The 8,941-nt window shown below is 64.1% G+C and carries 8 protein-coding genes; 2 read left to right on the top strand and 6 right to left on the bottom strand.

Annotated elements, in window-relative coordinates:
- From MXAZACID_RS06340 to lpdA, 5 genes are all read right to left on the bottom strand, one after another.
- Positions 1-494, bottom strand: a 494-nt coding sequence (locus MXAZACID_RS06340) for a formate/nitrite transporter family protein (protein WP_039885050.1), incomplete at its 3' end; no start/stop codon positions are given.
- 81 nt (positions 495-575) lie between these two features.
- Positions 576-1,028: a MarR family winged helix-turn-helix transcriptional regulator gene (locus tag MXAZACID_RS06335; RefSeq protein ID WP_168118399.1), complete on the bottom strand. Its 453-nt coding sequence runs from the start codon at positions 1,026-1,028 to the stop codon at positions 576-578.
- A 194-nt stretch (positions 1,029-1,222) separates the two neighbouring features.
- Complete coding sequence (gene glk, locus MXAZACID_RS06330; protein ID WP_008493347.1) at positions 1,223-2,188, bottom strand: glucokinase; 966 nt, start codon at positions 2,186-2,188, stop codon at positions 1,223-1,225.
- A 198-nt stretch (positions 2,189-2,386) separates the two neighbouring features.
- The gene (locus MXAZACID_RS06325; protein ID WP_008493346.1) at positions 2,387-3,100 is read right to left on the bottom strand and encodes a pyridoxine 5'-phosphate synthase; all 714 of its coding nucleotides are present in this window, start codon (positions 3,098-3,100) and stop codon (positions 2,387-2,389) included.
- Positions 3,101-3,107: 7 nt separating this feature from the next.
- On the bottom strand, positions 3,108-4,499 hold the full coding sequence (gene lpdA, locus MXAZACID_RS06320; RefSeq protein ID WP_008493343.1) for a dihydrolipoyl dehydrogenase: 1,392 nt from the start codon (positions 4,497-4,499) through the stop codon (positions 3,108-3,110).
- Between the two features lie 205 nt (positions 4,500-4,704).
- Here lpdA and MXAZACID_RS18215 point away from each other — a divergent pair, with 205 nt between their 5' ends.
- Complete coding sequence (locus MXAZACID_RS18215) at positions 4,705-4,869, top strand: DUF3309 family protein (RefSeq protein ID WP_008493342.1); 165 nt, start codon at positions 4,705-4,707, stop codon at positions 4,867-4,869.
- 92 nt (positions 4,870-4,961) lie between these two features.
- On the opposite strand, the gene MXAZACID_RS06315 is transcribed toward MXAZACID_RS18215, so the two are convergent.
- Positions 4,962-5,291, bottom strand: coding sequence for a hypothetical protein (locus MXAZACID_RS06315; protein ID WP_008493341.1), 330 nt, complete (start codon positions 5,289-5,291; stop codon positions 4,962-4,964).
- Between the two features lie 38 nt (positions 5,292-5,329).
- On the opposite strand from MXAZACID_RS06315, the gene metH reads away from it, so the two are divergent.
- Positions 5,330-8,815 carry a methionine synthase gene (metH, locus tag MXAZACID_RS06310; RefSeq protein ID WP_008493340.1) on the top strand — a complete coding sequence of 1,162 codons (3,486 nt, stop codon included), beginning with the start codon at positions 5,330-5,332 and terminating at the stop codon, positions 8,813-8,815.
- Positions 8,816-8,941: the final 126 nt, after the last annotated feature.

Below are 8,941 nucleotides of genomic sequence, written 5' to 3'. Positions count from 1 at the left end.
GCCATCTCCTGCAAGGCCGGGGTGACGGCGGGTGGAAACAGCCCCGGCGCGTGCACCAGCACGGCGAAAATCCAGGTGCCGGCGATATTGGCGGTGAGCACCACCCCCCAGAGCTTGAGCACGCCCAGCAGCGTCGCGCGGTCGCGCCTGGTGATCAGCGGCAGGATGGCGGTGAGGGTGCTTTCGGTGAAAAGCTGCTGGCGGGCGAGGACCACGATGATGAAGCCCACCGCATAGCCGAAGCTGGCCAGGGTATGCCGCCAGGGTGTGTCCGGCAGGTCGGCGGTGAGCAGCGCCTGGGTGAGGAAGGAAAACCCCATCGAGAGCCCGGCCGCCAGGCCCGAGAGGGCCAACGCGCCGGGCTTGCGGGCCAGCTCTTCCTCGCCCTCATGGCGGATGATTTCATGGATGAGAAACGCATCCGGCACGGAATGGCGTTCGGCCAGACGCAGCTCGCCATCGTCGAGATGCTGCAATTGATTGTCTTCAGCCACAGCCCCTCCGGCGATGCGTGTTAGCCGCAACACTTAAGCGCGGACAGAGCCGGATACATCGGGGCGCGGGTGAAGGTTTTTTTAGTTTGGCCCGGAACTCAAATCCCGGCCGAATTGCAGCTTCAGCTTGGCGCGGGCATGTTCATTGCCGCCATCGACCAGATTGGCCAGCAGCGAGAGGAATAATTCCTGCTCCGCCTCGTCCAAAGGGGCCAGAATGCGTTCATTGGCGCGCGCCATCGGGGCCTGCATGCGGGTGAGGGCGGCCTTGCCCTTGGCGGTGAGGTGCAGCAGCTTCTGGCGCTGGTCGCGCCGGCTGATCGCCCGGCGGATCAACCCGCCGCTTTCCAGCCGCGCGGCAACGCTGGCCAAGGTGGCGCGATCGACCCCGATTTCCTCGGCGATGGCGGACTGGTCCCGCCCGGCCTGCTTGGAAATCGCGCGCAGCACGCTGAGCTGCACCGGGGTGATCTCCAGCCCCATCGTCTCATCGGCGAACAGGGCGACGTAGATCTGGTGCAGACGTCGGATCATGAAGCCTGGATTATGCATCGTCTCGCAAGTGAATGGGCTTTTGCCACCAATGCCGATATCCATGACTGCGTATCCTGTTTGTAGAAAAATTGATACAATTATCTTATCAGGTTAGGTCAGTTAGCATGATCCACTTAAAAAAAACAACTCTTACGTTGCATCACAAATCATTGAACAACTCTGTGGTGCGGCATTTAGGCGGCGGTGGAGGCGGCTCCGAGCAAACCCGGGCAGGCGTGCACGATCAGCTTGACCGGAATTCGTGCCATTAGAGGTTGAAAGCGCCCCTTATCCAAGAAACGATGCACAAAGCCTGTTCTGGGCAGAATATGTAACAACCTTGGAATAATTCCGCCAGCGATTACAACCGCGCTGGCGCCATGGGCCAGCGCATAGTCCCCGGCGACCGCGCCCAGCGCCGCGCCGAAGCGTGAAATCGCCTCCATGGCGATTTCATCTACCCCATCGATGCCGCTTTGCCAAAGGGCGGCGTCCGGACCCGGATGGGCGGGCAGGTTGCGGGCGGCGGCCAGGGTTTCATGAATGGCGCGCAGGCCCGGGCCGGAGACGACGCGTTCGGCCGAGACCCGCCCATGCCGGGCGCGCAGCCTGGCCAGCAGCTCGTCCTCGAACTCGTCCAAGGGTGCGAAGCTGATATGGCCGCCTTCGCATTCCAGCACATGGGTATGGGTGGCGGTGCGCAGCACCTGGGCGACGCCCAGCCCGGTGCCGGGGCCGACGATGGTGATTATCCCCTGGGCCGGCAGCGGGCCGGGCGGGCCGGCGAGATGCACGTAATCAGGCTCCTGCAGCTGCGACAGGCTATGGCCGACGGCGCCGAAATCATTGATGAAGTCCAGCCGCTCCAGCCCGAGCTGGGCTTTCAGCGCCGCCGGGCGGATGCTCCAATGGGTGTTGGTGAGTTTCAGCACCTCGCCCTGCACCGGGCAGGCGATGGCGATGGCGGCCTCGCGCGGCAGGGCCCTGCCGGTTTCGCGGGCGAAGATCGACCAGGCTTCGGCGAAGCCGCCGACATCGCGGGTCTGGATCTGCACGGTTTCACCCAACGCCACCACCCGGCCTTGTTCGATCCGCGCCAGGCAGAAGCGCGCATTGGTGCCGCCGATATCCCCGGCGACGATTTCTTTATTCGCGGTCATGAAGTTAATGTGTTGCCCCCGCGTCCGAATGCAAACCTGCGGAGATTGCAACCCCCCGACGCCAAGGTTGCAAAAGTTTTTGGGGGGCGGCCCTTTTTTCAAAAAGGGCCGCAAAATGTTTGGGGTTCTGGCAACTGCGTGCCAAAGCCCCCAACGTTTTCGCGGCTTTTTTGTAAAAAAAGCCGCCCCAAAAAACTTTTATTTAATGCGGGCTTCGATCATCAGCCGCTTCATTTCGGCGATGGCCGCCGGCAGGCCGATCAGCAATGCCTCACCCATCAGGAAATGGCCGATATTGAGCTCGGTCACTTCCGGCAGGGCGGCGACGGGCGAGACATTGGCGAAGGTCAGCCCATGGCCGGCATGGCATTCCAGCCCGGCCTTGGTGCTCAGCGTCGCCGCCTCGCGCAGCCGGTCCAGCTCGCCCAATTTGCCATTGGCATAGGCGCCGGTATGCAACTCCACCACCTGCGCGCCAACCTCGGCGGCGGCGTGGATCTGCGCCTCGTCCGGGTCCACGAACAAGGAGACGCGGATGCCCGCATCCTTCAGCCGGGCGATGGCGGGGCGCAGCGCCTCGCGCTGATTGAACACGTCCAGCCCGCCCTCGGTGGTGATCTCGGCCCGGCGCTCGGGCACGATGCAGCACCCATGCGGCTTCAGCCGGGTGGCGATGGCGACCATCTCGTTCGTCGCCGCCATCTCGAAATTCACCGGCTTGCCGGCCCAGGCGCAGATCGCCTCGGCATCGGCATCGCGGATATGGCGCCTGTCCTCGCGCAGATGGATGGTGATGCCATCCATGCCCGAGCCGACCAGCGCCTTGGCCACCGTCAGCGGATCAGGATGGTTGCCGCCACGCGCGTTCCGCAACGTGGCGACATGGTCAATGTTGACGCCGAGACGGATCATGGCGCGATCAGATATGGATCGGCCGGCCGTCCACGGCCAGGGCGGCTTCCTTCACCACTTCGGCCAGGGTCGGGTGGGCGTGGCAGGTGCGGGCCACGTCCTCGGCGGAGGCGCCGAATTCGATGCCCATGGTGCATTCGGCGATCAGCCCGCCCGCATCCGGCCCGATGATGTGGGCGCCGAGCAGCTGGTCGGTGGTCTTGTCGGCCAGCAGCTTCACGAAGCCCTCGGTGGCGCCCATGGCGCGGGCGCGGCCATTGGCCATGAACGGGAATTTGCCGACCTTATAGGCGACACCGGCGGCTTTCAGCTCTTCCTCAGTTTGCCCAACGGAGGCGACTTCCGGCCAGGTATAGACGACGCTCGGGATGGCGCCGTAATTCACATGGCCATGCTGGCCGGCCAGGATCTCGGCCAAAGCCACACCCTCTTCCTCGGCCTTGTGGGCCAGCATCGCGCCGGCGACGACGTCGCCGATCGCGTACACGCCCGGCACGTTGGTTTCGAAATGCTTGCCGATCTTCACCCGGCCGCGCTCGTCGGTCTCAACCCCGGCGGCTTCCAGGTTCAGCCCGGCGGTGTAGGCGTAGCGGCCGATGGCCAGCAGCACCACGTCGGCGGTGATGGTCTTGGCCTCGCCGCCCTTGGCCGGCTCGACGCTGAGGGTGACTTTTTCGCCCTCGACCTTGGCGGAGGTGACCTTCTGGCCCAGCTCGAACTTGAAGCCCTGCTTGGTCAGGATCTGCTGGAAGCTCTTGGAGATCTCGCCATCCATGGTGGGCGTGATCTTCTCCAGGAACTCGATGACGGTGACTTCCGCGCCCAGACGGCGCCAGACCGAGCCCATCTCCAGCCCGATCACGCCGCCGCCGATGACGACCAGATGGCCGGGCACCTTGTCCAGCTCCAGCGCGCCGGTGGAGGTGACGATGCGCTTCTCATCGACCTCGACGCCCTTCAGCGGGGTGGAATCGGAGCCGGTGGCGATGACGATATGCTTGGCGGTATAGCCCTTGCCCTCGACCTCGATCTCGTTCTTGGCGGTGAACTTGGCGGCACCCTTGATCCAGGTGACCTTGTTCTTCTTGAACAGGAACTCGATACCCTTGGTGTTGGCGCTCACCACCTCGCCCTTGCGGGCCTGCATGCGGGCGAGATCGAGCTTGATGCCTTCGATCTGGATGCCGTGATCGGCGAAGCCATGCGCCGCCTCGTGGAAATTCTCGGAGGATTGCAGCAGCGCCTTGGAGGGGATGCAGCCGATATTCAGGCAGGTGCCGCCCAGCGTGGCGCGCTTCTCGACGCAGGCCACCTTGAAGCCGAGCTGCGCCGCGCGAATGGCGCAGACATAGCCGCCCGGCCCGGACCCGATCACGATAACGTCGAAAGCTTCGGCCATTTTTCCCTCTCCAAGCGCTGATAAATACCTTGCGCCCCGGCTCTTAGACCCAACCGGCGCGCCGGACAATTCGCCAGCCGAAGGGCAGCCCAGCTTTTTCCGGGGCTTGGGTGGGGTTTCGGGGATTTCATGAACGTCTCATGCGGCCCCGGCGTGGCTCATCCCCATGTCCTGTTCAGCTTGGCTTCATTATCGGAGGTTTTTCATGGGTTTGATTCTGATCATCATTCTGCTGGTGCTGCTGTTCGGCGGCGGTGGCGGGTATTATGCGCATCGCTCTTATGGCGGCCGCGGGTCGGGCGGGGTGCTGGGTCTGATCATCATCGTGCTGCTGATCATCTGGCTCGCCGGCGGCTTCCACACGGCGTAAAAGTTTTTAGGGGTTTAAGGGGGATTTTTGCAAAAATCCCCCTTCAGACAAAAGCCCGGACCGCCCCCTCGCGGGGCGTCCGGGCTTTTGTCTCATCCCAGCCGAAACCGCGCTTTCGTCACCGCATCCTGCTCCAGCGCCGCCTTGATATCCGCCTCCCCCTGCAACGAGGCCAGAATCACCACACGCTCGAAATAAGGTGCCGCCCCCATCGCCCGGTCCCGGTACAGGGCGGAGAAGGCATTCGCCGCCGGGCCGCGCGCCGTGCAGCAGAAGCAGCCGGGCTGGTGGCCAAAGCGCGGGGCGGTGAAACGTATGGCGTGGCCGGCCGGCGGCATGGCGTGGCCATCCTCCACCAGCACCGCGTCAAGCGGGCCGGGCGTGCCCCCTATATAAACCGGAATGCGGCCATCCTTTTCCATGACTTGGAAATGGGGGTGCGGGGGGCTATTTGGCAAGCATGTCAAAGCGTCCACATCTGCTCGAAGCCCTCTCCCGTAACGTTCTGCTCTGCGATGGCGGCATGGGCTCGCGCGTGCAGGCGCTGACCCTCGATATCGAGAAGGATTTCTGGGACAAGGAAAACTGTACGGAAGTGCTGAACCTGTCCCGGCCGGATCTCGTGCGCGAGATCCATCGCGGCTATTTCGAGGCCGGCTCGGACATGGTGCAGACCAATTCCTTCGGTGGCTCGCCGATCACGCTGGCGGAGTTCGAGCTGCAGGACCGCGCCTTCGAGATCAACAAAATCGCCGGGGAGCTGGCGCGCGAGGCGGCGGAGAGCTTCGCCGATGGCCGGCAGCGCTGGGTGGTCGGCTCGATCGGGCCGGGGACGAAGCTGCCGAGCCTGGGCAATATCGCCTATGACCCGCTGGAGGAGGCGCTCTACGCCCAATGCGTCGGGCTGCTGGCCGGCGGGGTGGATGCGCTGCTGATCGAGACCTGCCAGGACACGCTGCAGATCAAAGCCGCGGTGAACGGCGCCAAGCGCGCCATTCGTGAGGCCGGGAAGGATACGCCGATTTTTGTGCAGGTGACGGTGGAGACCACCGGCACGCTGCTGGTGGGGCCGGACATCGCCGCCGCGGCCACCGTCATCCACGCGCTGGATGTGCCGCTGATGGGGCTGAACTGCGCCACCGGCCCGCAGGAGATGGCCGAGCATGTGCGCTATCTCTCCCAGAGCTGGCCCGGCAAGATTTCCGTGCAGCCGAATGCCGGCCTGCCCGAGCTGGTGGATGGCCAGACCCATTACCCGCTGAGCGGGGCCGAGATGGCGAGCTGGGTGGAGCGTTTCGTGGTCGAGGACGGGGTGAACCTGATCGGCGGGTGCTGTGGCACCTCCATCCCGCATATCCAGGCGCTGGACGGGATGCTGAGGAAGCTGGGCAATCCGCGCCCGGCGCCAATCGCGCGCAAATTCCACTGGGTGCCGTCCGTCGCCAGCCTCTATGGCGCGGTGCCGTTGCGCCAGGAGAACGCCTATTTCTCCATCGGCGAGCGCTGCAACGCCAATGGCTCGAAGAAATGGCGCGAGCTGCAGGAAAGCGGCGACTGGGATGGCTGTGTCGCCATGGGCCGTGAGCAGGTGGCGGAAGCCTCCAACGCGCTGGATATCTGCACCGCCTTCGTCGGGCGCGACGAGATCGCCGAGATGAACCAGGTGATCACCCGCTTCACCTCCTCGGTGAACGCGCCTTTGGTGATCGATTCCACCGAGACGCCGGTGATCGAGGCGGCGCTGAAGCTGCATGGCGGCAAGCCGATCATCAACTCGATCAATTTCGAGGATGGCGAGGGGCATGCGCGTGAGCGCCTGAAGCTCGCGAAGAAGTTTGGCGCGGCGATGATCGCGCTGACCATCGATGAGGTCGGCATGGCCAAGGAGCCGGCCGACAAGCTGCGCATCGCCGAGCGGCTGGTGGCCTTTGCCTGCGACCAGTACGGGCTGCCGCAATCCGATCTGATGATCGACCCGCTGACCTTCACCATCGCCACCGGCAATGAGGATGACCGCAAGCTGGGGCAATGGACGCTGGAAGGCATCAAGCTGATCCGGGATAAGTTCCCGGACATCCAGATCATCCTCGGCCTCTCCAACATCTCCTTCGGCCTCAACCCCGCCGCGCGGGCGGTGCTGAATTCGGTGTTCCTGGACCATGCGGTGAAGGCCGGCATGACCGGGGCGATCGTGCATGTCTCAAAAATCCGGCCGCTGCATCTGATCGACCCGGCGGAGGTGAAGGTGTGCGAGGATCTGATCTTCGACCGCCGCGAAGAAGGCTATGACCCGTTGCAGAAGCTGCTGGAGATGTTCGCGGACCGCAAGGCGGCGGACGCCACCAAGAAGAAGCGCGCCGAGACCCCGGAAGGGCGGCTGAAGGACCGCATCGTCGATGGCGACCGCAAGGGGCTGACCGAGGATCTGGACGAGGCGCTGAAAACCCACAAGCCGCTGGAGATCATCAACAACATCCTGCTGGATGGCATGAAGGTGGTGGGCGAGCTGTTCGGCGCCGGCAAGATGCAGCTGCCGTTCGTGCTGCAATCGGCCGAGACGATGAAGGCGGCGGTGGCTTATCTGGAGCCGATGATGGAGCGCGTCGAGGGTGAGGAGCGCGGCATCATCGTGCTCGCCACGGTGAAGGGCGATGTGCATGACATCGGCAAGAACCTGGTCGACATCATCCTCACCAATAACGGCTACAAGGTCGTCAATCTCGGCATCAAGGTGCCGCTGGCGGAGATGGTGGCGGCGGCGAAGGAACATAAGGCCCATGCCATCGGCATGTCCGGCCTGCTGGTGAAATCCACGGTGGTGATGCGCGAGAATCTGGAAGAGATGTCCCGCCAGGGGCTGGATATTCCGGTGATGCTGGGCGGCGCGGCGCTGACCCGCAATTATGTCGAGGAGGATTGCGCCGCTTCCTACGCCTCCGGCCGTGTCGCCTATGCGCGCGATGCGTTCGACGGGCTGCATCTGATGGACAAGGTGACGGGGAATGATTTCGACGATTACCTCGCCGCGATCCAGGCCAAGCGCGCCGGCAAGGCCCGCAACACCAAGCGCACGCTGGGCCAGGCGGAGGCGAGCGCCTTCGCGCCGGTGGATGTGAAGGAGGTGCAGGCCCGCCGCCGGCGTTTGAACGCGGACCAGCCGGATGTGGTGCCGCCCTTCTGGGGGGCGAAGGTTTTGGAGGCCGCGCCGAAGGCGGTGGTGCCGTTCCTGAATGAACGCTCTTTGTTCCAGTTCCAATGGGGCTTTCGCAAGCAGGGCAAGAGCCTGGAGGATTTCATGGGCTGGGCGCGCCAGGAGCTGCGGCCGGTGATGAAGCGCATGCTCGATCTCTGCGAGGCGGAGCGCATCCTGCACCCGCAGGCCGTGTATGGCTATTGGAAGGCGGCGGGGCAGGGGAATGATCTGATCCTGTTCGATGAGGACGGCACCACCGAAGTTGCCCGCTTCGCGCTGCCGCGCCAGCCCAGGCTGGATGGCGAATGCATCGCGGATTTCTTCCCGGACGTGGAGGATGGGCGCGGCGTGATCGGGCTGCAGGCGGTGACCATGGGGCAGAAGGCGTCCGAGGTGGCGCGGGAATGGTTCGAGGGCAACCGCTACCAGGATTACCTCTATCTGCACGGCGTTTCGGTGGAGATGGCGGAGGCGCTGGCGGAATACACCCATAAGCGCATCCGCGCCGAGCTGGGCTTCGCGGCGGAGGATGACCGGGAGATGGAGAAGATGCTGGGGCAGGGCTATCGCGGCTCGCGCTACAGCTTCGGCTACCCGGCCTGCCCGAAGCTGGAGGACCAGGAGCAGCTTCTGCGGCTGCTGGGGGCGGAGCGGATTGGGATTTCGCTGTCGGACGAGCATCAGCTGCATCCGGAACAGAGCACCAGCGCGATTGTGGTGTTGAACAGCCACGCGAAGTATTTTTCGGTGTAAAAAGTTTTTGGCGTCCCGATGACGGAGCGGCGCAGCCGCGTAGTCTGAATCGGGCCGCCCAAATCCAAAGAGAAACGTTTGGGGTTTTGACGACGACGTAGTCAACGCCCCGAACGTTTTTGTCGC

This window comes from Acidocella sp. MX-AZ02 (genome assembly GCF_000306035.1).
In the GTDB taxonomy this organism is placed as follows: Bacteria; Pseudomonadota; Alphaproteobacteria; order Acetobacterales; family Acetobacteraceae; genus Acidocella; species Acidocella facilis.
The sequence above is the reverse complement of the archived record's forward strand: the minus strand, read 5'-3'. Positions and strand labels throughout refer to the sequence as shown.